The 24,923-nt window shown below is 43.0% G+C and carries 21 protein-coding genes, 1 riboswitch and 1 other annotated feature; of the genes, 5 read left to right on the top strand and 16 right to left on the bottom strand.

Annotated features, from left to right (window positions below; translation table 11 throughout):
* The first annotated feature begins 137 nt into the window (after nucleotides 1–137).
* The 4 genes from NKF87_RS01870 to NKF87_RS01855 all read left to right on the top strand — a co-directional run bounded on the left by NKF87_RS01870 (nucleotide 138) and on the right by NKF87_RS01855 (nucleotide 6,463).
* Nucleotides 138–1,142: a calcium/sodium antiporter gene (locus NKF87_RS01870; protein ID WP_028086956.1), complete on the top strand. Its 1,005-nt coding sequence runs from the start codon at nucleotides 138–140 to the stop codon at nucleotides 1,140–1,142.
* A gap of 34 nt (nucleotides 1,143–1,176) precedes the next feature.
* Nucleotides 1,177–2,112, top strand: coding sequence for a D-2-hydroxyacid dehydrogenase (locus tag NKF87_RS01865; protein ID WP_117598282.1), 936 nt, complete (start codon nucleotides 1,177–1,179; stop codon nucleotides 2,110–2,112).
* Between the two features lie 27 nt (nucleotides 2,113–2,139).
* Entirely contained in the window at nucleotides 2,140–4,959 is a 2,820-nt protein-coding gene (locus tag NKF87_RS01860; protein ID WP_117598283.1) for an HD domain-containing phosphohydrolase, read from the top strand.
* Nucleotides 4,960–5,071: 112 nt separating this feature from the next.
* The gene (locus tag NKF87_RS01855) at nucleotides 5,072–6,463 is read left to right on the top strand and encodes an MATE family efflux transporter (protein WP_117598284.1); all 1,392 of its coding nucleotides are present in this window, start codon (nucleotides 5,072–5,074) and stop codon (nucleotides 6,461–6,463) included.
* A gap of 116 nt (nucleotides 6,464–6,579) precedes the next feature.
* On the opposite strand, the gene NKF87_RS01850 is transcribed toward NKF87_RS01855, so the two are convergent.
* Together NKF87_RS01850 and NKF87_RS01845 are read right to left on the bottom strand one after the other, a co-directional pair.
* On the bottom strand, nucleotides 6,580–7,530 hold the full coding sequence (locus NKF87_RS01850; RefSeq protein WP_319017398.1) for a DMT family transporter: 951 nt from the start codon (nucleotides 7,528–7,530) through the stop codon (nucleotides 6,580–6,582).
* Nucleotides 7,520–8,743, bottom strand: coding sequence for a dicarboxylate/amino acid:cation symporter (locus tag NKF87_RS01845; RefSeq protein ID WP_117598285.1), 1,224 nt, complete (start codon nucleotides 8,741–8,743; stop codon nucleotides 7,520–7,522). Before NKF87_RS01845 ends, NKF87_RS01850 begins: the two co-directional genes overlap by 11 nt.
* 195 nt (nucleotides 8,744–8,938) lie before the next feature.
* On the opposite strand from NKF87_RS01845, the gene NKF87_RS01840 reads away from it, so the two are divergent.
* The gene (locus NKF87_RS01840) at nucleotides 8,939–11,254 is read left to right on the top strand and encodes a TIR domain-containing protein (RefSeq protein ID WP_117598286.1); all 2,316 of its coding nucleotides are present in this window, start codon (nucleotides 8,939–8,941) and stop codon (nucleotides 11,252–11,254) included.
* A gap of 71 nt (nucleotides 11,255–11,325) precedes the next feature.
* Here the strand turns inward: NKF87_RS01840 and pnuC are convergent, their stop codons facing one another.
* The 14 genes from pnuC to ribD all read right to left on the bottom strand — a co-directional run bounded on the left by pnuC (nucleotide 11,326) and on the right by ribD (nucleotide 24,537).
* Nucleotides 11,326–12,012 (bottom strand): nicotinamide riboside transporter PnuC, encoded by a 687-nt coding sequence (pnuC, locus tag NKF87_RS01835; RefSeq protein WP_117598287.1) that lies wholly within the window; start codon nucleotides 12,010–12,012, stop codon nucleotides 11,326–11,328.
* On the bottom strand, nucleotides 12,005–12,922 hold the full coding sequence (locus tag NKF87_RS01830) for a PfkB family carbohydrate kinase (RefSeq protein ID WP_117598288.1): 918 nt from the start codon (nucleotides 12,920–12,922) through the stop codon (nucleotides 12,005–12,007). The genes pnuC and NKF87_RS01830 overlap by 8 nt, the downstream gene beginning before the upstream one ends.
* Nucleotides 12,910–13,926, bottom strand: coding sequence for an ADP-ribosylglycohydrolase family protein (locus NKF87_RS01825; RefSeq protein ID WP_117598289.1), 1,017 nt, complete (start codon nucleotides 13,924–13,926; stop codon nucleotides 12,910–12,912). Before NKF87_RS01825 ends, NKF87_RS01830 begins: the two co-directional genes overlap by 13 nt.
* 303 nt (nucleotides 13,927–14,229) lie before the next feature.
* Nucleotides 14,230–14,445, bottom strand: a complete 216-nt coding sequence (locus NKF87_RS01820) for a hypothetical protein (RefSeq protein WP_117598290.1) — start codon at nucleotides 14,443–14,445, stop codon at nucleotides 14,230–14,232.
* A gap of 59 nt (nucleotides 14,446–14,504) precedes the next feature.
* Nucleotides 14,505–15,026, bottom strand: coding sequence for a GNAT family N-acetyltransferase (locus tag NKF87_RS01815; RefSeq protein WP_181978376.1), 522 nt, complete (start codon nucleotides 15,024–15,026; stop codon nucleotides 14,505–14,507).
* 19 nt (nucleotides 15,027–15,045) lie between these two features.
* Nucleotides 15,046–15,675, bottom strand: coding sequence for a flavodoxin family protein (locus tag NKF87_RS01810; protein ID WP_117598291.1), 630 nt, complete (start codon nucleotides 15,673–15,675; stop codon nucleotides 15,046–15,048).
* 69 nt (nucleotides 15,676–15,744) lie between these two features.
* Nucleotides 15,745–16,518 (bottom strand): TIGR03915 family putative DNA repair protein, encoded by a 774-nt coding sequence (locus NKF87_RS01805; RefSeq protein ID WP_117598292.1) that lies wholly within the window; start codon nucleotides 16,516–16,518, stop codon nucleotides 15,745–15,747.
* Between the two features lie 6 nt (nucleotides 16,519–16,524).
* A complete protein-coding gene (locus NKF87_RS01800) occupies nucleotides 16,525–18,051 on the bottom strand; it encodes a putative DNA modification/repair radical SAM protein (protein WP_117598318.1) in 1,527 nt (508 codons plus the stop codon).
* Nucleotides 18,052–18,207: 156 nt separating this feature from the next.
* On the bottom strand, nucleotides 18,208–19,905 hold the full coding sequence (locus tag NKF87_RS01795; protein ID WP_055283175.1) for a carbon starvation protein A: 1,698 nt from the start codon (nucleotides 19,903–19,905) through the stop codon (nucleotides 18,208–18,210).
* A gap of 67 nt (nucleotides 19,906–19,972) precedes the next feature.
* Nucleotides 19,973–20,252 (bottom strand) — a binding site (T-box leader).
* Nucleotides 20,253–20,364: 112 nt separating this feature from the next.
* Nucleotides 20,365–21,009, bottom strand: a complete 645-nt coding sequence (locus NKF87_RS01790; RefSeq protein ID WP_253583864.1) for an HAD family hydrolase — start codon at nucleotides 21,007–21,009, stop codon at nucleotides 20,365–20,367.
* A gap of 13 nt (nucleotides 21,010–21,022) precedes the next feature.
* Nucleotides 21,023–21,496 carry a 6,7-dimethyl-8-ribityllumazine synthase gene (ribE, locus tag NKF87_RS01785; protein ID WP_006427673.1) on the bottom strand — a complete coding sequence of 158 codons (474 nt, stop codon included), beginning with the start codon at nucleotides 21,494–21,496 and terminating at the stop codon, nucleotides 21,023–21,025.
* A 32-nt stretch (nucleotides 21,497–21,528) separates the two neighbouring features.
* On the bottom strand, nucleotides 21,529–22,746 hold the full coding sequence (locus NKF87_RS01780) for a bifunctional 3,4-dihydroxy-2-butanone-4-phosphate synthase/GTP cyclohydrolase II (protein WP_253583862.1): 1,218 nt from the start codon (nucleotides 22,744–22,746) through the stop codon (nucleotides 21,529–21,531).
* A gap of 19 nt (nucleotides 22,747–22,765) precedes the next feature.
* Nucleotides 22,766–23,419, bottom strand: a complete 654-nt coding sequence (ribE, locus tag NKF87_RS01775; RefSeq protein ID WP_253583860.1) for a riboflavin synthase — start codon at nucleotides 23,417–23,419, stop codon at nucleotides 22,766–22,768.
* Nucleotides 23,401–24,537 (bottom strand): bifunctional diaminohydroxyphosphoribosylaminopyrimidine deaminase/5-amino-6-(5-phosphoribosylamino)uracil reductase RibD, encoded by a 1,137-nt coding sequence (ribD, locus tag NKF87_RS01770; RefSeq protein WP_253583858.1) that lies wholly within the window; start codon nucleotides 24,535–24,537, stop codon nucleotides 23,401–23,403. The genes ribE (NKF87_RS01775) and ribD overlap by 19 nt, the downstream gene beginning before the upstream one ends.
* Before the next feature lie 164 nt (nucleotides 24,538–24,701).
* A riboswitch (FMN riboswitch) is annotated at nucleotides 24,702–24,816 on the bottom strand.
* Nucleotides 24,817–24,923 lie beyond the last annotated feature (107 nt).

Genomic DNA, 24,923 nt, shown 5'->3' with positions numbered 1-24,923 from the left:
TGCATTTGGAAAGAATAATTTATATACATTGGCACTGGCACTTGTTTCCTCTTTGTTTGATTTTATGGTACAATTACAAGGAGACAGCCTTTGCCGGCTGTTAATATCTATTTAAAGATGGAAAAAAGGAGAATCACATGCAATTATTAAAATCACTCATTATATTAATCGTCGGATTTGTCCTGTTGATCAAAGGTGCCGACTTCTTTGTAGAAGGCAGCTCTGCCGTAGCAAAGCGGCTCCGGATCCCTTCCATGATTATCGGCATGACCATCGTAGCCATGGGTACCAGCCTTCCGGAATGTGCAGTCAGTGTAACTGCTTCCCTGACCGGCAATAATTCCCTTGCCATCAGCAATGCGGTTGGCTCTAATATTTTTAATCTGCTGGTAGTATGCGGTGTCTGTACTTTATTTGTTCCGCTTGCCGTTCAGAAAAGTACTTTACAGAAAGAATTCCCATTATCTATCTTCTGTGCAGGACTTTTACTGCTGCTTGGATATCTGGGTATGACACTCGGACGAATCGATGGAATTCTCTTTCTTATAATATTTACCGGATATCTGCTCTGGATGATCCGCTCAGTCAAAAGAGCACGCCGTACAACAACACCTGATGCTATTTCTTCTATACAAGAAGAAAGGATCTCTCTTTCTGAAGAAGAGATTGAACAGGTTACCTCACATATCAATCTCCTTCCGGCATGGAAATGTCTCATTTTCATTCTTGGAGGTATGATCGCGATCAAGTACGGCGGTGATTTTGTCGTCGATGGAGCCTCTGCGATTGCAGTCCGCCTGGGACTCAGCCAGACATTGATCGGACTTACTATTATTGCCATGGGTACAAGCCTTCCGGAACTTGTCACTTCCATTGTTGCCGCCAGAAAAGATGAAGTCGATATGGCGCTCGGAAATGTCATTGGTTCCAATATCTTTAACATTCTTCTTGTACTCGGTGTTGCCGCAGCAATCAGTCCGGTGGCTTTCGCCTGGGATAACATGATCGACATTGCTGTCCTGATTGTGATCAGTGTGATAACTCTGATCTTTGCATGGACTTCAAAAGAACTCAACCGCAAGGAAGGAATCATCATGCTTATCTTATATGCTGCCTATATGGTATATATCTGTATCCGGTAAAGCAGTGATTTCATTATGAAAGGATGAACCTATTATGAAAATTGTATTTTTAGACGCAAAAACAATCGGTGATGATATTGACCTTTCCGGATTCGACGCACTTGGGGAGGTCACCAGATACGACTTTACCACACCGGAAGAAGCACCTGAACGGGTCAAGGACGCAGACGTTCTGATTATCAATAAAGTTCCTGTTAACGAACAGACAATCCATACCGCAGCGCATCTGAAGCTTGTCTGTGTTACTGCTACCGGAACCAATAATCTGGATAAAGACTATCTGGCTTCCCGCGGCATTGCCTGGCGCAATGTTGCCGGATATTCCACCGAAACAGTAACCCAGCATACATTTGCCATGCTTTTCTATCTTCTTGAAAAGCTGCGTTATTATGACGATTATGTAAAAAATGGAAATTATATCAATGACACCTGTTTTACTCATTTTTCCGAACATTTTTCAGAACTTAACGGCAAGACATGGGGCATCATCGGGCTTGGTGCTATCGGACGCCGTGTTGCCCAGATCGCAGAGGCATTTGGCGCTCATGTAATCTATTATTCTGCTTCCGGACAACCTGCCCAGAACGGATACACTCAGGTTGATCTTGATACACTGCTTACTACTTCAGATATCATCTCTGTCCATGCTCCCCTGAATGAATATACTGAAAATCTTCTAGATAAAGATGCATTTGCAAAGATGAAAAAATCCTGCATCTTTTTGAATCTCGGACGTGGACCGATCGTTGTAGAGCAGGACTTATATGATGCTTTGATAACAGATGAGATTGCTGCCGCCGGTCTGGATGTCTTATGCCAGGAGCCGATGAGTGAGCAGAATCCACTTTTTCAGATCAAAGACAGCCGCAAATTGTTAATTACACCACATATCGCATGGGCTGGCATTGAGGCGCGCATACGGCTGATGGACATTATTCTGAATCAGATCAAAGACTTTTTTGAACTGTAATCACATCGTACTTCCAGGAGGACTGACATGACAAAAGAACTATACATACAAAATACAAAAATACGATATTTGTTTTATCTTCTTATGTCCGGCATACTCGTCTGGTTTCTTATCCTTCAGGCATTCGGGACCAACGAAAGAGACATAAACGAAGTGTCCGGTATGCCAGTTTATCATGGTTCGTTCACCTGGCAGAAATCCGACGGCAGTTCCGAAAAAATTACCGTTCCCGGACGATATTCCGTATCACCGGAAGATACTATGGTAATCACCTCTACGTTACCGGAAGATTACGACAGTAATACCTTAGCTGTCCGTTCTTCTTTACAGAGTGTACGCTTTTATATTAATGGGAAACTTCGTTCCGAATACGACACCAAAGATACCAGACTTGCAGGCAAAAATTCTGCGAGCCGTTATGTTTTCTGTAAGACATCTGATGCAGATGCCGGTAAAGAACTGCGTATCGAATTACGCACCAATACCAAACAATACTCCGGTGTTGTCAATACGGTATATTGCGGTGATAAGATCGATATATGGGAATTCCTGTTCACACAATACGGCATGGAAACAATCATTGCATTTTTCCTGTTGTTTGCAAGTGTGATAACCATTATCTTCAGTATCATGCTCGGACTTATCTATCATACCAAATTCGACATGGAATATCTTGGATGGTGCATGCTTATGGGATCGATCTGGATGCTCGGCGAATCAAAATTTCGCCAGCTTCTGGTTCCGCACTCCTCCGCACTTGCCACTCTGTGCTTTATTATTCTCATGCTCTCCCCTCTTCCGGTACTCTTTTATGCCGATCAGGTACAGCATAGAAAATACCGCAAGCTCTATCTTCCGATAGGATGGCTTGCAATTTTTAATTTCATCATCAGTACCATTCTGCATCTTACAGGAATTGCTGATTATATCGAGACGCTTTTTGTGTCTCATACCATCCTCCTTCTTACTGTATTTGTAGTACTGTTCACATTTGCACTGGATCTAAAGAGAGATAAAAAGCACCGGAATCTGCTTGCATTCTCCGGACTGCTTGCTGCTACAATCTCTGTCATGATCGAAGGGATCTCTACTTATTTTGTTGTATCTCTCTCCGGTATATTTGTCGGAATCGGCATGATGATTCTTTTCTCTTTAAATGTGCTTCGCACCGCAGAAAATATACATATGATAGAACTCCAGCGTCAGAAAAAAGAACTGGCCAAACGGAAACGTCAGATGGAGAAAGTATCCCTTCAGATGATCCAGACTCTTTCTACTACGATTGAAGCAAAGGATGAATATGCCCGTGGGCACTCTCACCGCGTTGCTGAATATGCCGCTCTGATCGCCAATGAACTGGGATGGGATTCCGAAGAGATCATGAATCTGAAATATGCCGCACACTTACATGACATCGGTAAAATCGGTATCCCGGATATGCTTTTGAACAAGCCTGCCTGCCTTACACCGGAAGAATATTCCGTTATCAAAGAACACACTGTTATCGGTGCCGAAATTCTAAAGAACATTTCTCTGATTCCTCATGTTGCCGAAGTTGCCCGTTCACATCATGAACATTATGATGGAACAGGTTATCCGGACGGACTTGCCGGAGAGAATATCCCTCTTTCCGCCCGCATCGTGGCTATTGCCGACTGTTACGATGCCATGAATTCCAAGAGAATCTACCGGAATGCACTTCCGCCGGAAAAGATCTTTAAAGAAATTGAGAATAACAGAAGCACTCAGTTTGATCCGGAGCTTACAGACATCTTCCTGAATCTGCTTTGCGATGACAGAGTCCATATCTGTGAACACTGTGAATTCTCGGAGGATGATCCTGAACTTCCATTTATTGAAAATGAGATTGAAAATTTCGTTTCAAATGTCATGTCTACACTACAGACGCAGGAAGACAGTGAAAGCTTTGACTTCCTCACCGGACTTCCGATGCGGAGCAGAGGTGAAAAGCTCACTGCACAATTCATGCAGCAATATAGCGGATGCCTCATCTTCATAGATATGGACAATCTGAAAAAGATCAATGATATCCATGGACATAAAGCAGGTGACAGAGCATTGAAAGTTCTTGGTACGCTTCTTACGGAGTCCTCACAGAATTCTGTCGTATGCCGTCTCGGTGGTGATGAGTTCCTGCTCTTCATTCCTGAAACAGACAAGGAACAGGTGACAGCATTCATTCAAGATCTTTTTGAAAAATTCGAACATGCCACCTCAAAAGACCCTGAGATCCAATATGCTTCTATCTCCGCAGGATTATATCTGAGTACAAAGGGCGAACCTTTTGAAGATTGCTACTCCAAAGCCGATAAAGCACTCTATCATGTAAAACAAAACGGAAAGCAGGGATTTTTCTTCTATCAGCAGATGGAACTGGATTTTTCCGAAGACGAAGTAACCGGCAAAGACCTAGGATTAATTGCCCATGCTCTGAGCGAAAGCGGCCGTTACAATGGTGCCCTGAACCTTGATTACCGGGAATTTGCAAAAATATATGAATACATGAACCATCTCAATGAGCGCTATAAACATCACTGTTTCCTTATAATGGTCTCAATCGACACCGCACCCGGCTCTGTCACATATACGGAAAACAGAGAATATGCCCTTTCATGTATGGAACAGGCCATTCATGAAAAAATCCGTAAGGTAGATATCTGTACCCGCTACAGTTCCATGCAGTATCTGCTCATTCTGTATGAACCGGATGAGACACAGATTCCAAAAGTAATGGATCGTATCTTCCAATATTATGATACGTTATATGATAAGAAGGATTTTATACCGAGCTACGAATATCGTCCAATCCTGCATTCAAATGATTGAATCCTTTCTGCATTCATGTTAATATATATTTTTGGGTCTGATAACAGACAGAATGAAATTGTATGAACAGGCGCTCTGGTTTGCCGGCGTCACTGTGGAGGAAAAGAGATTTATGAGTGAAAATCAATCATCTGCTCCCATAGCAGAAAACAAGATGGGAACCATGCCCGTCGGAAAATTAGTATTTAACATGTCCCTGCCAATGATGATTTCCATGTTGGTACAGGCACTTTATAACATCGTTGACAGTATCTTCGTAGCAAAATTATCAGAAAATGCGCTGACTGCCGTTTCGTTAGCTTTTCCGCTTCAAACACTTCTGATTGCGGTAGCTACCGGTACCGGTGTCGGCATGAATGCACTCCTGTCAAAATCCCTTGGAGAGCGCAATTTTAAAAAGGCGAATAAGATTGCTGATAATGCAGCATTTATCTATGCCATCAGTTACATCGTATTTTTAATCCTTGGCTTTACGATTGTAAAACCGTTCTATGCAAGCCAGATTGGAAATGCAGATGTCGAGATCATGAATCTCGGAATTGATTACCTGAGTACAGTTATGATCTTTTCTTTTGGTTTGTTTACACAGATTTTCTTTGAACGATTACTGACTTCTACCGGAAGAACGATCTTCAGTATGACTTCTCAGTTATGCGGTGCTATCACCAATATCATCCTTGACCCGATTATGATTTTCGGACTTCTCGGATTCCCGAAGATGGGAGTAACCGGAGCTGCCGTTGCCACCGTCATCGGACAGTGCGTAGCTGGCATCGTAGCCGGAACCTGCAATCACAAATATAACCATGAAGTATCCTTAAGCTTCAAAGGATTCCATCCGGACATAAGCCTGATCGGACACATTTATGCAGTTGGTATTCCGTCTATTATTATGCAGTCTATCGGATCAATCATGACCTATTCGATGAACCGCATCCTGATCGAGTTTTCTTCTACCGCAACTGCTGTATTCGGTGTATACTTTAAGCTTCAAAGCTTCTTCTTCATGCCGGTATTCGGACTGAATAATGGTATCACACCGATCATTGCTTACAACTACGGTGCCCAGCAGAGAAAGCGTATGATCCGGACGATCAGGATCAGTCTGACAACTGCATTCTGCCTTACTTTTATCGGATTTCTCTGTTTTGAGGGTATCCCACAGGTATTGCTTGGAATGTTCAATGCATCTGCTGACATGCTGAAGATTGGTGTTCCGGCACTTCGTATCATCGGTATCCACTACCTGATCGCATGGTTCTGTATCATTGCCGGTACCGTATTCCAGGCACTCGGCAAAGCAGTATTCAGCATGATCGTATCTATCATGCGTCAGCTGGTTGTACTGATCCCTGCTGCTTATATCCTGTCTAAGATTGGCGGACTGCACGTTGTATGGTGGTCTTTCCCGATTGCGGAAGTGATATCATTTATTGCGTCTATGGCATTTTTGATCAGAATTTATAAGACGATTATCAGTAAGATTCCGGAAGGAAAATTGTAAACTCTATATCGCTGACATGCAAAAGAGGCTGTAAAAATTCTTTTTAGAAAGAACTTCTCAGCCTCTTACTTTATTTACATTTCATTACTGTTTTTCAAAAAGATATTTCCCGAAATCTACTTTTTATTTTTGTAATTCACAATATAAATTCCCACACATACCAGAATCAGTGCAATCAGGCTTCTCGCATTAAATGCCTGGCTTACTTCTCCAAGAACCAGTGCCGATAACACCACACTGCAAAGTGGATTGACAAATCCAAAGATTGCTACTTTTGACACTTCATTATGTGCCAGCAGAACTGACCAGAGTGTATACGCTACAGCCGATACCATCGCCAGATACAGGATCAATACCGCTCCCGCAACAGACATATGATCCAGATGTCCACCCATGAGGATTCCTACTACAAACAACAACACTCCACCCATGAAGAATTGACAGCCGCTTAAGATAACCGGTGATACTTTTTGGGAAAAAATATTGATCAGTACGGTCGATGCTCCATAGGACAACTGTGCAATCAGCACAAAGCCTTCTCCCGTCAGTCTGAAGCCCATATCCATAGAACCACCTGCCATGTTGATGATCACGACTCCTGCAAATCCGAGAATACAGCCGGCAAGTTTTCTGCCTGTCATCTTTTCATTTCTTACTAACAGACATGCCATTAAAATTGCGATAAAATTTCCAAGACCTGTGATAATTCCGCCTTTTACACCGGAGGTATGTGCTACTCCGATGTAGAAGAAAAAGTACTGGACAAAGGTCTGTGCAAAACAGACAGGAATTGCATAGCGGAATACTTTTCCATCCGGAAGAACCATATGTTTTTCACGGATAGATGCAAATACTAATACCAGAATTCCAGCCAATGCAAACCGGATACCTGCAAAGACGATCTGGCTTGCGGTATCTGCAGAATCTACAGATAAGATGCGATAGCCTGTCTTGATCACTGGAATTGCGCTGCCCCATAAGATGCAGCAGACACACGCCAGAGCTGCAACCACCCAGGTCCTCGTTAATCTATTTTGTTTTTCTGTAATTTCCATTTTATTTTTCAATCTCTATCTTCTCTTTCAGTACGACACATCCGGCCATATCACCGATTACATTCACACAGGTTGCTCCCATGTCACATAATGTATTGATACTGATATACACACCCATGACTCCGGCCGGAAGACCTGCCATTGTTGCCAGTGCCGCAAACGATGCGATTGCTCCTCCCGGGATTCCCGGTGTTCCAACTGACAGAAGAACATTCGCCAGAAGGATGATGATCATCATCGGAATACTGACATGTACGCCACATGCATTTGCAAAAAACATGATCATAAACGACATCAGGATTGATACTGCGTCCATGTTAACAGTTGCTCCAAGCGGAATTGTGATACTGGATATCTGATTCGGTACGCCCAGTTCATCTTCCACACAACTTTTGCTGAGAGGAATCGTTGCAGAACTTGAGCATGTACCAAATGCATTCAATGCTGCCGGCATGATCGCTTTGAAGAACTTCACCGGACTTGTCTTTCCGAGAATGCTTACTGCACCGCCATATACAACAAATGCAAATCCAAAGAACGCAACATATAAGATGATCAGCTGTGTAGCCAGTGATACGATCGTCTTTGTTCCATTTGCCTCTACGACAGGAACGATCGTACAGAATACTCCGATCGGTGTGAAATACATAACCGTACTGATAATCTTCAGGCATGCTTCGTTGCAAGAATCAATTACCTTTAATAATGGCTCTCCCTTTTCTCCGATCGCGATCAGTGTAAATCCCATGATCAGTGCAAATACCAGCACCTGCAGCATATTACCCTCTGCAAATGCAGACACCGGATTGGAAGGAATCAGTCCTTTCACTGTATCTAATATACTGTCCATCTTTGTTGCCTGAATATCAGATGTAGCCATCTTAAAGCTGACACCTTTTCCAAGACGGATCAGTCTCGGAATGATCAGCCCGACAAAACTTGCCAGCGCTGTGGTGCACAGGAAGAACAGCATTGCCGCTCCTGTGATCTTACCTGTCGTCCTGGCACTTCCGATGCTTGCAATACCCATTACGATCGAACAGAATACCAGCGGGAAGATCATCATGTTCAATGCACTCATATAGATGCTTCCCAGTACACTCGTTGCAGTCAGAACCACTTTAAACCGTCCCGCCAAAAACAGTCCGGTCAAGATTCCGAGGATCAATCCGCCGAAAATCGCACCGGTGATGTGTTTTCTGTACCACTCATAAAAACTCTTCATTCGTATGTACTCTCCTTACTCTTTTAACTATAATATAACGTCTATATTTTACTATAGACATATAGATAATAGTTTATATCAAAAGGAGTGGGACGTCAATGTCCCACTTCCTTGGTTTCACCGTTTTTACAGTTTCCCCGTTGTTTGTCATATGCTAAAATAGAATTATTATCAATACAGAAACGAGGTGCTTTTATGCAGCACGAAGTATTTATCAGTTATCACCGAAACTCATCTGCTGAACTTGTGGAACATATTGTAGCGGCACTGGAAAGTCACGGAATCAAATGCTGGTATGCCCCACGAGATGTAGATTCAAGCTATGCCGGAGATATTGTTAAAGCAATCAATACATGCAAAGTCTTCCTTCTGGTTATGAATGAGCAGTCTTCTCATTCTGCCCATGTACTCAATGAAATTGACTGTGCTTTTAACCGGTTCCATCAACATGAATCCATCCGCCTGTTACCTTTCCGAACCGATAACAGGGAAATATCGGATGATGTCCGGTATTACCTTGGACGGATTCATTTTCTGGATGGTACCGAACCGCCAGAAGAAGACCGTATCAATGCTCTTGTATCCAGAATTTCTTATTGGATTCAAAGCAGTGAATGGAACAACAATGCCCAACCGGTCGTTCAGGTTCAGAGCATACACAGTACCACCCTTGTACACAACACAAATTTTGTTGGCCGGGCATCTGAACTTAACGAAATATACCGTTTACTTCATAGCGACAACAATAAATTATTTTTATGCGGAACCGGTGGCATTGGAAAAAGTGAACTTGCCAGACAATATGGACTGAAATTTCAGAACGAATACCGAACCATTCTCTGGTTCACTTACAACAGTACGCTGGAAGATATGATCATCACAGATCAGTTTCTTCTCATCCATGGTCTGGAAAATGAGAAACAAGACCTTACAACTCCTCAGGCACGGGAAACTTATTATTATAAAAAGCTGAATTATTTAAAAGAACACTGTGATAAACGTACACTTCTTATCATCGACAATTTTGATGCCGAAGATGAACGTACACAGGAACTTCTGGAGGGACCATATTCTGTAATTTTCACTACCCGCATCAGTCGTGAAAAAGATGGATATCCGGAACTTTCCATTCATCCAATGGACAATCCGGAAGATCTTATTGCTTTGTTTCAGAAATTTTATAAACGTCCTCTACAGTCTGGCGATGATATGATTCTCTTGCAGATTTTTGATAAGATTGCCCGTCACACCTACGGCATCGAACTTCTGGCCAGACAAATGCAAGCCTCCAGAATGTCCCCTGCCAGTATGCTGGACTTTTTCAATGGAAAAGAAACTCCTGCCTCCAGACGTTCTCACATAGTAATGGAACATATCCTGAATATAATGACAGATTTGTTCCACCTGGGCAGCCTTACAGAAGAGAAACTCTCCATCTTGAAAAATATGGCACTTCTTCCGGTAGAAGGTATTGAAACAGAGACTTTTTTTGACTTGACAGAACTAGATGATTTTATGTTGATAGATGAACTGATTGATTCCAGTTTTATCCAGTATAATTACATTACCGATGTGATATCCCTGCATCCGCTCATTGTCAATACCATTCAGAAAAATGATCCTGATTTTGTAGATGACTGCCAGATTTATATCCAGAATCTGACCAGACAGCTCTCATCTTTTACACATTTGAAGTCAACGGAAAAGCGTACCCTGCTCTCACTTGCGGAAGCTTACTATCTGAAATGGTGCAGTCCATCCCGCTCTTTTGATATTCCATTCATGGAACATCTTGCGGAAGCTTATGCCGAATATTTTATACGAGACAAAAGTATTGCCATCATGAAACGGCTTCTGACGCTGAATCCGAAGCCACTGAAAGCCAGCTGGTATCACTACTACATTTCAAATCAGCTGCGCTGCCTTGAACAATATGATGGACTTTCTTCTGAAGCTGCGTTGTCCCTTTCCCTACTGAAAGACCTTCCGGATTCTTTAGAAAAGAAGCAGCAGCTCTCCAGAAGTTATTCTATGATGGGATGGGCAAAATATCATACGGATGACTTTGAACAGGCTTTTTCTTATTTTGAACATTCTCTGCATCTCCGTAAAGAAACGCTTTCAGACGACAATGTGCTGATCGCCTGGGCATATTTCAACAGTGCCAGTGTGCTGACTAAGATGAAAGAGACAGAAAAGGCCATTCAATATTATGAAGAAGCCATCAGGCGTTTCCTGCTGATTAACGAGATTGGTATCTGTGTACCTGCCTATATCTGTATCGCAGAAGCCTATCTTGATTTGAATGACTGCACAAAAGCTACGAATGCATTGGAGCAGGCTTTTACTTATGAATATGAATATTATGGTGAAGAAAATTGCCGGAAATACTGGCTTTATGATATCAAATCTAAGATTTTGGAAAAGCAGGGTAAAAACGATGAAGCTGCCGAATACCGGCGCTGGTCTGAAGAAGAATATAAGAAATATATTCAGAGTCGCGAAACATAACTTCCATGTTTCAATATAAAACTATTCTCCCCCAGCATAGCTGGGGGATTAAACTTTTCCTTCACTCTATATTACTGTGCATTTTCCTTCGCAATCTTTCTCCAGTTCAGGAAGCCGTATGTAGAGTTGATAAAGTTGATCGACTTCATGATGATGATCAGAAGTGCGGATGAATCACCCTGCATAAATACCATGATCCACATCACAATTGACAATGCATTTACGATTGCCCACATTGCCCACTGCTCAGAGAAGCGAAGCAGGTACAGGAAACTTGCAACAACAGATACTACCGTTGTCAGAGAATCCATGAATGGAAGATTTCCGCCCATCCACTTCAGAATCTGCATGTAAGCTAATACACCGGCAATTGTTACAACCGCTGTTGTGATCATAATCTTTGGTGTCATGGTACGGAATTTGACCTCGCCACCCTTGGTCATGTTCTTCTTCCATGTGAAGATTGCAATCGTACTTACCGGAATCGAGTAGATCAAGTTGTACATAACCTCTCCGTACAGCGGGATCCCCATACAGTTGATCGCATACAGTGCGCTGTTGATGATCGCAAAGTACAGACCGGCCACTTTACCTTTCGCTCCCAGTACCAGGTTCAGACTGCTTGTCAGTGTCATGACCAGCATGAATGCGCTTTCCTTCTGAATGCCCCATGCAACTGTCTGTACGATCAGCACGAATGCCAGCCACGCTTTTTCTTTCCAGCTCCAATCTGCAAAAAAGTTCTTGATTTTATTCATTTTCCCATTCCTCCGAAATCTTTTGAAATTCCTCGTAATCCATAACCGGTCCGGATGTACCTACGACCGCTGATGCCACATGGTTGGCAAGTCTTACTGCAGCTTTTACTTCCATTCCCTGGGAAAGTCCTGCGATCACTGCGCCGATATGGCTATCACCTGCGCCCACCGTATCTACTACTTCTGTTTTGAATGATGCCACGTTCCGAATCTCATTTCCGTCATAGAACATTGTTCCGTTTCTCCCGAGTGTAACAAATACGGTATTCTGACTTTTTGCGAAAATGTCTTTCACTGCATCTTCTACGTGTTCCCGACCGGTGTAGTTCTTGGCCTCTGCCTCATTAATATGAAGCACCGGACTTAATGCCATCAGCTTTTCCATCGTCTCAGGTTCGATCTCTGTTATCATCGGTCCCGGCGCAAAAAAGATCTTCTTTTTATCTACATCCGGTACATTCTGCAGCCAGTCGGCGATAATCCTGCCACTGTTTCCACACACCTGATAACCGGCAATGTAGATATTCTCATATCTGCTCATGTCAATCCGGTCAAACCATTCTTTTTTGAAATGGCATTCCGCTCCCTGAACAGTAATAAATGTCCGCTCACCGTCCGCTTCTACCATGCTTAAGCAGTATCCGTTATCCTCTTCCGGTTCTTCAATCACCGGTTCGTATCCTTTTTCTTTCATTCCTCTGCGGATGATATCTGCAAATGACCCGGTTCCGACCGGTACACACAGATCATGTTCACAATGCAGGTTCCGTAAAGTATTTGCCACATTATAGGCACAGCCGCCGACTACCGTCTTTGTCTCCCTGCATGGAATATCTTCCCCACTCTTCGGAAGCCGGTCGATCTTCATCATCAGATCAACGATCGCCGCGCCGACTACTAACGTCCGCATCCCGACAACTCCCTTCCCTTTTCAAGAATGTTGATATATTCCGCAAAATCCGTCTCCGGATTCTGTACTCTTAAAAGTTCCGTGTATTCCGGATTGATCTTGGAGTATCCGGTAAATGCTCCGCAGATTGCAGTTGCCATAGCTCCGATGGTGTCTGTGTCTCCTCCAAGATTCGCACACATCAGGCAGCATTCATTCGGATCCTGTGTATAATATGCAATGGAAATTGCCGCCGGAACGGATTCAATGATTCCCACACCAGATCCGATCACATCATAGATTTTCTTTGAAAATGCATCTGCATCATCTGCATATTCTTTTGCAATCTGTACACCGATCTTCACACGTTCCGCAAGTCTTGGACTGAATGTCTCACATCCCTTTTCATATCCGGCTTCTTCTACCGAAAGGATATCACTTAATACCTGCTCAAAATCATCATTTACGATTGCAGATGCCACGCCTTCTGCGATCATGGCTGCTCCGGCAATTGTTACATCACTGGTATGTGTTGCCTGCGACACACCGTATACATAATCGATCAGTTCGGTTCTCTGATCCGGTGTAAATAAGCATCCAATCGGTGCAATTCTCATAGAACTTCCGTTGGATAACGCTTTATTCGTAATCGCACTAGCATCCACACCGTCACGAAAATTCGCTAATGCTACTTTTGACGTCGGTCCGAGAATGTTATTTTCAAATGCATTTTCCTTCTCTGCCCACTCTAACATACGTCTTGCGATGTCTGCCGCATCTGGTTTATAATCTGTTGCTTTTAATGAATCCAGAAGTACCAGGGCCTGGCCTGTATCATCTGTGAACTGCGCTTTGTTGTAGTTGAATGCGACGTCATTTTCCTTCGGTCCGTCGATAAATCCTGTGATCTTTCCTCCGAAGAACTTTCTCGCTCTTTCACGCCCCCACAACTCTGCCGGCATTCCCATCGCATCACCTAATGCCATTCCGTATAATGCTCCTGCGATCTTGTCTTTTAATTCCATTTGTCTGCTTCCTCCAAATACATCTTGATAGCACAACTTGTATTGTTCATTGTTAGTTCATTCTATCCATATGTTTTTTCAATAACGTTTTCTATTTTTACACTTTTTTGGTGAAGTCGTCAAGAATCTGAGCGGATTTATTCGTGAAAGGAATGATATTTTTGTTAAAATTGCCAATAACAGCTTTTTAAAACGCATAGCAAAAAAATCCCTGAAATCACCGTCATTTGTCGTTTTACTGTGATTTCAGGGATTCATTTCTGATTTCAGACTATAGCTTCCAGACTATTTTTTATTATTTTATCAGTCATCTAACAACACATCATTGACCGCATCGTACGCATCTTCCAATGCATCCAACGCTTCCGTCAGAGTGTCTGCTTTATCCACTTCACCTTCTTCTTCATATTCATCCAGTATATTTACCAGAGAATCTTTTACTTGTTGGATGGATGTTATCATGTCTTTTAACTGTTCTTCTTTTGTTGATGTGGAATTTATATTTACTATTTTGCTCACATTGTACCTCCCGTATTCTTGCCTATTTATTCTCTTGCTGATACATTTTTTCCAGTGTTCTAATTCTGATTCTTTACACCCATCTCATGCCATTCTTCCCCGCCCCAGGTTGACTGCGCGATTCCTTTATCTTTAAATCCGAATTTCTCATACATCGCTACCTTCGATTCCAGACAGGTAAGGATAATCTCTTTTCTTCCCCGCCCCCATTCTCTTTCGAGATACCGGCGTACCAGTTCTCTTGCAAGTCCCTGACTGCGGTATTCCGGCAGTACATCCAATCCCAGAAGCATGACATTCTTGCCTTCCGGGTTATGCAGACTGGCATTTGTAAAGAACTCGTCCTTTAATATCTCATCATCCGTTGCTAGTCCATTTAAAAAACCTGCCATCTTTCCATTTTCTTTATCAATCGCTACCAGAAATAAATCCGCAATTCCGGCAACACGGTCTTTCATATGCTTCTTAGAACAGGCTTCATTCGGCGGAAAACAGATCCTTTCGATCTCTGCTGCTTCTTCTGCTTCGTTCTGTTTTATGTTTCTAAATTCATATCTTTCTGAAATATGTTTATTTGACATTTTCTTTTCTCCAATCCCATTACCGTATAAAATGTGTCGCAATTCGTTCTTCCTTTTCCGGTAATCCGAACTTTTCTTTTCCAAGCGCAATACTCTTCATCAAGAATGTCATATTTCTTGCAAGTGTACGCATCGTCTGTTTTCCTTCTCCGTCCTGCTCTGACTCACCCGGCATACGTCCATGAATGCTGTTCCAATACTGGCTTGATGCAACCGGCATTCCGGAGATTGTAAAATACTTGTTCAATTCATCAAATGTTGCTGAACAACCACCGCGTCTTGCACATACAACACTTGCTCCGACTTTCATCGTCTTGTCAAAATGACTGCTGTAGAACAAACGATCAAGACAAGCAATCAGTGTCGCATTTGCTGACGCATAATATACCGGGCTTGCAACGACAAATCCATCGGCTTCTTCAAACTTTAGTGCCAGTTCATTTACCATATCGTTGAATACACATTTGCCTTTCTCATAGCAGGAACCACAGGCGATACAGCCTCGAATATCTTTATTGCCGACCAGTATGATCTCTGTCTCGATTCCGTTATCTTTAAATACCTGTTCCATTTCTTTTAATGCAACAGATGTATTGCCATTAGCCCGTGGGCTTCCATTTAACATTAACACTTTTAAATTTTGCTGCATTGATTTGTTCCCCTTTCAATGATTCTCTTCCTGACAGATATTTCTTTCAGGATTCGCAAGTTTTTATGCTCATATCCTTAGCGTTCTGAATTCCACCGCATGCTTCCTCTTCCAGATTGGGAACAAATTCCGCTGACACACATAATTCTCCCTCTCTTTGATCGCAACCGCCTGAAAAAACGTCTTCCACATCTCTGTATATTCATCTTCATACTGTTCTGTTTTACGAAGTGACTCAAATTCGTCATCCGTCAGATAACGCAGATAGTTTGTTCCGTCTTTTGGATGTACGCATGCTGTTTTCCGGTTATCATCTATGATCATCCAATGTTCTGATGGCATCCGGTCCGCAAAATGTCTGCCAACCAGCATGATCACATCACTTTTGGGTTCCAGATGACTGACATAGACCTTTCTGTCCAGCGACTGGAATCGTGCAAATTCATTAAAATGATGGCTTTCATTACCGACTTTCCTCCGAAGTTCCAACATGCGTATCACATGAGGATTCGAATACTGTTCCAGTACCTTACTTCCCACTGCAAATCCGACACGCAGAAAATTATAGATTGCCTGTAACGCATCTTCCTCCACAGAAAGGCTTGCATAATATACATCCAGATATGCTTCATCGGAAATATCCCTGCGAACAGAACGGATTACTTTTTCTGCTTTCACATTATCCCCGTCTACATGGACATACTCATCAAACATTGTCTGCTGTAATATCGGTTCTTTCTTTAATTGTATCTGATCATGACCGATTCGTAAAGCTTCCGACCAGGCATCATAGATGCAGGTCATAATGTCCTCCAGACGATCCTTACAAGTATATATCTTCATAATTTCCTACCCTATCCCAAAGTCTGCCAACGACAATTGCACATAAGATTCATTGGAATGTTCTATATTCCATACATCTTTCTTATCTACACTCACCAGTTGTCTCATAATATACGATGCTTCAACCGGTGTATGATACATCTGTTTTCCCCCACAGGTAATAAAATAATGCGCCCGCTTAAGTACCACACCCATCTTCTTTAAGCTTGCAAAATCCAGTCTTCCATACCGTCTTGCATGTGTGATCCGACTGGCGGATTTGGGACCGATTCCCGGTACCCGAAGCAGTCTTGCATAACTTGCAGTCTCTATTTCCACAGGAAATTGTTCGAGATGGCGTAATGCCCAGTCACACTTTGGATCGATCAGTTCATTGAAATCCGGCTTTTCTTCCGACAATAATTCACCTGCCTGGAATCCATAAAATCTAAGCAGCCAATCTGCCTGATAGAGGCGGTGTTCACGCAAAAGCGGTGTCGGTGTTCCAAGCCCCGGCAGTGCATCATCCTCATTCAGCGGAATATATGCTGAGTAAAACACTCGTTTCAGATCAAAGCCCTGATACAACTGCTGGGTCGTCTGCAATAATGTATAGTCACTTTCCCCCGTCGCACCGATGATCATCTGTGTACTCTGCCCAGCAGGTGCAAAACGACGCTTTAAACCAGACATATCACGGGGTGCTAACTGATATGCATTGTCCCATGTAAGGAGTCCATCCACTCTCCCCATTTCTTTTTGAGAAGGCAAAGTTCCGTCCTTTCCATCCGACAGTCTGTCTGTCTTCTTTTTTTCTTCCAGGCTTTCCCGATAATTCCTTTTGGATATTTCCGAAAAAATGCCGTTATTTAACAGTTGATTTCCCCTGCTTCTTTCCATATATGCTGTCTTTCCGATGGCCATCCGGTGTGCAGCAATTGTATTCTGAACCTTTCCCATAGGATTAAGGATTGTCTTCATTGTCTTATTCGGTGCAAGAGTCCGAAGACTCTCTTCCGTCGGAAGTTCCAGATTCACACTGATACGGTCGGCCAGATATCCCGCTGCGGCAAGAAGTTCATCCGAAGCTCCCGGAATCGTCTTCACATGGATATATCCGTTAAAATGATATTTTGTGCGAAGCAGCAGTAAAGTCTCACACATCTTTTCCATCGTGTATGTCGGATTTTTCAAAACTCCGGAGCTTAAGAAAAGACCTTCTATATAGTTACGCCTATAAAACTCAATCGTCAGTTCACAGATCTCTTCAGGTGTAAATGTTGCCCGTTTCACATCGTTACTTGCACGATTAATGCAATATTTACAATCATAGGCACAATGATTTGTCATCAGAATCTTTAATAAAGAAATACATCTTCCGTCCGCTGCAAAACTGTGACAGATGCCGCATGCCTCTGTATTGCCGAGTTCTCCTTTCTTTCCACGGCGGCTGGAACCACTTGACGTACATGCCACATCATATTTTGCCGCATCAGCAAGAATCTGTAATTTCTCCTGTGTTGTATAATTACTGTTTTTGATTTCTATATTCATAGTTTTATTATACAAACAAGCGTTCTTGTTTTCAAGTGGTTTTCAGAACATTTGTTCTTTTTTATCTGCTATAACTTAAATAAAAAACTGCGATAATAACCTTCACGCTATTATCACAGTTTCTCTTATATGTTCTTATTACGAATAAAATAATGATTAAGCTGTTGCTTTCTTATCATCTGTTTTTTCAAGAAGTTTCTTTACACCCTGGATTGCAACCAACACACCAAGGATCAGAAGCAATACGGCAAAAATCAGCTGTAATGTATTTCCAAGATCCAGCCCTGTTGTCAGGAATGCTTTTGTCAGTTTCACGATCGTCATACCAAGTGCTGTAAATGTAACAGCCATCATGAATACCATTGGTCCCCAGAGCATGAATCCCTTGCGCTTCGTTTTCTTAAGGAATACCGCACAAGCTACCAGTGCCAGTACAGATAACAGCTGGTTGGCTGAACCGAATAAAGGCCAGATCTCTGCATAACCGACTTTTGTCAGGAAATATGCAAGTACCAGTGTAATAACCGTTGCAAAGTATTTATTCGTTACCACTTTTAAGAATGGACTCATGTTATCCTGATCTACATCATCATCGAGGAAGAATTCCTGGAATGACAGACGGCCTACTCTGGCTACGGAATCCAGAGAAGTCAGTGCAAATGCGGATACTGCCAGATTGATCAGCGTAAATACAAGAGAGTGTGGCAGTCCGATGACTGACAGGAAGTTCGCAATCGCTCCGGCGAAAATCTGAGGCTGTGTTGTCAGTCCCTGTGCTGCTGCTTCACCTTTGGCAAAAGATGCAACTGCGATCAGTGCAATAACTGCAAGCATACTTTCCATTAACATTGCTCCGAATGATACAGGAAGCATGTTCTTCTCATTCTTAATCTGTTTGGATGCTGTACCGGAAGATACCAGTGAATGGAAGCCGGAAACCGCACCACAAGCGATCGTTACAAATAAGATTGGGAACATATACTGTCCATCTACGTTAAAGCTTGTGAATGCCTGAAGGTTACAAGATGGATTTGCTACAAATACACCAACAATCGCACCAACAATCATAAAAATCAAAAGGTAACTATTCAGATAGTCACGAGGCTGAAGAAGTGCCCATACAGGAGCGACACTGGCAATCAGGATGTAAACGAAGATGATGAGATGCCATGCATCCAGTCCTACATACATTGGGAAGTGAAGTCCCAGTGCGATTGCTGCTACCAATAATACGATTGCAACCGCTGTATTAATCCACTTGTTGAATTTCGTATACTTCAAAAACATTCCAAGTCCGACTGCTTCTAAGATAAATATCATAGAAGTAGTTGCGACTGCACCGTTAGCTGCAATTTTTGTTACTTTTCCGGCTTCACTTACTGAGAATCCATTAAAGGTTCCGGCTACAACATCAGCAAAAGCTGCAACGACCAGAATACAAAACAGCCAGCAGAATAACAGGAATAATTTCTTACCTAATTTTCCGATATATTCTTCAATGATATATCCGATTGTACGTCCTTTATTCTTTACAGATGCATACATAGATGCGAAATCCTGAACGGCTCCAAAGAATACCCCTCCGATTAAGATCCATAAAAGTACCGGAAGCCATCCGAAGATTGCTGCCTGGATCGGTCCGTTGATCGGACCTGCACCTGCGATTGATGCAAACTGATGACCGAATACGACGTTCGTATCGGCCGGTACATAGTCAACCCCGTCTTCCATCTCATATGCCGGAGTTTTGGCATTTGGGTCAATGCCCCATTTGTTCTGGAGATAACGACCATAAAGAAGATATGCTCCACCAAGCACAACAATGGCAATGATCATCATTAATATTCCACTCATAAAATAATCCCTCTTCTTTCTCTTTAAAGTAAATATATAAAAAAACGCCTTCGCTATCCTTTCGGATAACAAAGGCGGAATATTCTTCCGTGGTACCACTTCGTTTTACTGCAGTCATCACTAACCACAACCACTTGTTACTGTCAAAATATCTAACAGTTTCTTCTGTAACGTGAAGACAACGTCCCGGCTTACTCGATACCTGACTATGTTGATTCTTCCAACCTGTATATTTCAGCGGGATGCTCCTGGGTGATATCATAAAATACTTTCTGCCGTTTCACACCATCCAACGGCTCTCTGAATTCCAGTTAACTTTTATGACGTATCCCTTTCATTGCATTTCTTATTTACTTTTTTAGCTTACTTAATGTTTTACACTTTTTTCTTGTAAAGTGCAAGAGTGGAATTAAACATAATTTACAAAAATACTATTCTATTTTTGTGCATTTTTTCACATTATATGATTCCGGTTATCTCTTCTACAGATTTCACAAAATAATCTGCTCCATCCAGTTCTCCCTTCTCACCATAACCATACAGGCATCCGATAAACGGACTTTTACAGGATCTGGCACATTCCAAATCCTGTCTTCTGTCTCCGATCACCAGATAGGAACCCGGATAGTCTCTGATAACTTCCTGCACGATCTCCGTCTTAGGGCAGAAACCATACGATTCACAGTCATAAAACTGTTCAAACCATCTTTCCATTCGGAATTCTTCCCAATGTGCTTTGCGGTATGACACTTTACAGTTGCTTAAGATCACAAGATGATATCCTCTGTTCTTCAAAGCTGTAAGCATCTCTTCCGCTCCCGGATACCACACTGCCCGGTGCTTCCTGATCTGCCTGACCATGGAATCTCCCACGATTGCACTCGCCTGATCTTTGTATCTCTGATCTAATTCCGGCAGAAATGTATCCCACATTTCTTTGCTGTTTAAGCCCAGCCAGCCTGCGATCTGCGCCGTCTCTATCTTCTGTTCCTCTACAACATTCTGTTCTGACAACCACTGATAAGCTTCCCTGAACGCCGGCTCATAGATTCCAAGAGTATTATGTATCGTTCCATCATAATCAAAAATGATTGTTTTCACCATCGGCTGCACCTGATTAAAGCTGCTTCATCAGATTTACCATCTCAATTGCGGACAATGCACAGTCATATCCTTTATTTCCTGCTTTACTTCCTGCACGTGCGATAGCCTGTTCGATATTCTCTGTTGTGATCACTCCGAATAATACCGGAATTCCTGTTGCAAGTTCAACCTGCGCGATTCCTTTGGCCGATTCATTACACACCAGATCATAGTGGGAAGTATCCCCGCGGATAACTGCTCCCACGCAGATGACTGCATCATACTTTCCGGACTGTGCCATCTTCTGTGCAGTCAGCGGAATCTCAAATGCTCCCGGTACCCATGCAGCCGTAATGTTCTCTTCTTCTACCCCATGTCTTACCAGCCCGTCGACGGCTCCGCCCAATAACTTATTCACAATGATCTCATTGAATCTGGCAGCCACGATTCCGACTTTCATTCCCTCAGGTGCTACTACTTTTCCTTCTACTAAATTGATCTGTCTCATGATTTCTTCCTCCTGTTATTCATTAAATCTTTTTATAATTCTATTTCTTTGAAAATGTGTCCCATCTTTTCCTGTTTTGTCTTCATATATTTCAGATCATACTTCTGGGGTGGGATCTCCAGCGGTACTCTTTCATTGATCTTCAGTCCAAACCCACCAAGTCCATAGACTTTGTCCGGATTATTGGTCAGAAGTCTCAATGACTTCACTCCGAGATCCGATAATATCTGCGCTCCGATCCAGTACTCTCTGAGATCCGGTGCAAATCCCAACTTTACATTGGCCTCTACCGTATCATATCCCTGCTCCTGCAGTGCATATGCCTTGATCTTATTGAGCAGCCCGATTCCTCTGCCTTCCTGCCTCATGTAAAGAATGATCCCTCTGCCTTCTGCTTCTACCTGACGCATCGCTGTCTGAAGCTGCAGACCACAGTCACATCTAAGCGAGCCAAATGCATCACCTGTCAGGCACTCCGAATGTACCCTGCAAAGTACATCTTCACCGTCTCCGATATCACCTTTTACCAGTGCAAGATGGTGTTCTCCTGTAATATCATTGATATATCCGTGAAGTCTGAAATCTCCATACTGCGTCGGAAGGTCTGCAACCGCCTCTTCTTTTACATGTTTTTCATGGATTCTCATGTAATCCTGAAGATCACGGATTGTAATAAATGTAAGATTATGCTCTTTTGCAAGTTCCCACAACTGTGGTGTACGCATCATTGTGCCATCTTCTTTCATAATCTCACAACACACGCCGCATTCTTTCAATCCAGCCAGTCTCACCAGATCAGTCGTTGCCTCTGTGTGTCCGTTCCGCACCAGGACTCCGCCTTTTCTGGCAATGAGTGGAAATACATGTCCCGGTCTTCTGAAATCTTCCGGCTTCGCATCTTCATCCACACATTTCATGATTGTATAGGAACGTTCTGCTGCCGAAATACCTGTCGTCGTATCAACATGGTCCACTGCAACGGTAAATGCTGTGCTGTGATTATCGGTATTCTCCGCAACCATCGGTGGAAAGTTAAGCCTTGCTGCAATTTCCGCACTCATCGGTGTACAGATAAGCCCTTTCGCATAAGTCGCCATAAAATTAATATTCTCCTGTGTTGCAAACTCTGCCGCACATACCAGATCCCCTTCGTTCTCTCTGTCCGGATCATCTGTAACCAGAATAATCTTTCCTTCCCTCAGGTCTCTCAGTGCCTCCTCGATTGTATTGTATTGATTGTTTTGTGACATTTTTATTTATCCTCCTGTTCTAAAATCCGAATTCCTGCAAAAATTCCATCGTAATTCCGGATTCTTTTTTCTCTTCTTCACTCTTTTTGATGCCTAACAGCCTTTCTACATATTTTCCGATCACATCATTCTCTAGATTCACCGGATCGCCCGGCACCTTTTCCAAAAGCGTCGTTTCTTCTCCTGTATGCGGGATAACCGATACCTGAAATCCCTCTTCATCTACTTTTGCCACTGTCAGACTGATGCCGTCTATACAGATGGATCCTTTTTCCACGATCAGATGTAATATCTGCGGCGATGTTCCGATGGATACCCAGATGGCATTCTCCTCCCTGATCAGAGACCGGATCACACCGGTTCCGTCAATATGACCGCTTACGATATGTCCTCCGAATCTTCCATCTGCAGCCATTGCCCGTTCCAGGTTCACCTGACTTCCGGCTTTGCAGCTTCCCAGACTGCTTCTCCTGACAGTCTCTGCCATCACATCTGCAGTAAACCCATCCGGCTGGAGTGAAGTAACGGTCAAACACACGCCATTGACTGCGATACTGTCACCGATCTTCGTTCTTTCCAATACCTTCTTCGCCTTGACTGCCAGAACTCCCGACTCTCCGGTCAGCTGCATATAGCGGACCGTTCCTTTCTCTTCTACGATTCCTGTAAACATGGCCCCTCCTGTTCTTTTTCACATACCTGACAGATTATCCTGATGTCTTCACCGATCCGGCAGATATCCGTACATTTCAGTTTCAATGCTTCTGAGGGAAGTCCGATGCCGATTCCTTGCACCGGTGTCTTACTGTTCTTTCCGCCAAATAATTTTGGTGCGATAAAACAGTGTACCTCTTTTACAATTCCTGCCCGCAGTGCACTGTCGTTCAGCGTGCCCCCGCCTTCCAGCAGAATGCTGTCAATGCCCTCATTTCCAAGATATGTCATCAGCTTTTTAAGGTCTATCTGACCTTTTTCATCCGGACAGCAGACAGTATCCACGCCTTTCGCATGTAACCGTTCTATTTTTTCTGTTATTTCTTCGTTCTCTTCCCGTCCTGCATAAGCCACGATTGTCCGGTACTCTTTTGCACTTCTTACGATCTGGCTGTCAAACGGTATCCTAAGACTGCTGTCGCATACTATTCTGACCGGACTTTTCCATCCTTCTACCCGGACATTCAACATCGGATCATCCGCAAGTACAGTCCCGATACCGGCCATAATACCCATATACCGGTGCCGCATATGCTGCACTTCCTGTCGGGCCGGTTCTCCTGTGATCCACTTCGATGCACCCGTCTTTGTCGCAATTTTCCCATCCAGTGTCATGGCATATTTCATCACTACATACGGTGTCTTCGTCGTAATATAATGGAAGAACACCGGGTTCAGACAGTCACATTCTTCCCGCATAAAATCCTGAACTACTGTAATTCCCAATTCACGCAATATCTGTGCACCTTTTCCTGCCACCTTTGGATTCGGATCCCTGGAACCAATCACCACTTTTTTAATCTTCTGTTCTATGATTGCTTCCGTACACGGCGGTGTCTTACCATAATGACAGCATGGTTCCAACGTTACATAGATTGTCGCACCCTCTGCCGATTCTGTAAGCGATGCGATTGCGTTGCGCTCTGCATGAAGTTCTCCGCATTTTTTGTGATAACCTTCCCCGATGATCCGGCCGTCTTTTACGATCACCGCACCTACCATGGGATTTGGATTCGTCCATCCTTCTCCTTTTTTTGCAAGCTGAATTGCCCGGAGCATATATTCCTGATCCGTCATTTTTCTTCCTTCTTTCTTAGTTATACAAAAACCCCTGCAGGATACCTACAGGGGAAATGATCTGTTACATATAACTGACAAATGATCTGTTAATCAAAAAAGCTCTGAAATGGATCACCATCTCAGAGCTCTGACACTACATTCATCTATTAAAATAACTGTACCATCATCTTCTTTCATCCAGACTATACTGTCGGCTCCGGAATCACACCGGATCATGCCTCTCGGCCCGCGGGCTTTACCGCCGGTAGGGAATCACACCCTGCCCTGAAGATTTCGTTTTTTTTATCATAATACTTTATATATCATTTGTAAAGCAAAAGTTTGGAAATAGCAGACTCCTTTTCACATTGATTTCATCTGCCAATTTTGTTATTCTATACGTA

It is taken from the genome of Dorea longicatena (assembly GCF_024168045.1).
In the GTDB taxonomy this organism is placed as follows: Bacteria; Bacillota; Clostridia; order Lachnospirales; family Lachnospiraceae; genus Dorea_A.
Note: the sequence above shows the minus strand (reverse complement) of the source record. Positions and strands in the feature narration are given on the sequence as shown.